Source organism: Bradyrhizobium sp. Kon10, assembly GCF_055807395.1.
Genome location: NZ_JBVVOZ010000252.1, coordinates 1 through 263, shown reverse-complemented (window position 1 = coordinate 263; position 263 = coordinate 1). Strand labels below are relative to the sequence as shown.

The window sequence follows — 263 nt, the reverse complement described above, 5'->3', positions numbered from 1 at the left end:
GGTCGTCTAAATGCGCGTGACTATCGGTCGGCTTGAAATAACCGGCTGACCTTCGTCATTCGAGATAGCGCCGGTTTTACGGCAATCCAAGGGTATGATGCTGCAAGCAAGCAATTGTGATCGGTGCCGTATCGTCGCAGGCGGCGCGCGCCCAGACGGCCTTGGCCCCGGCCCCGGCCCTGGCCCCGATCTTGGCATTGCCAAAAAGCTTGTATTTTGGCGGCGTTCGGGTTATGGACCGCGCCTGTTTTCCATCAAATCCA

Annotated in this window: 1 protein-coding gene; it reads right to left on the bottom strand. The window is 58.2% G+C overall.

Annotated features, from left to right (window positions below; translation table 11 throughout):
• Window positions 1–76: 76 nt before the first annotated feature.
• A partial coding sequence (locus tag AC0L2O_RS36915; protein ID WP_473373223.1) for a hypothetical protein occupies window positions 77–263 on the bottom strand: 187 nt, incomplete at its 5' end.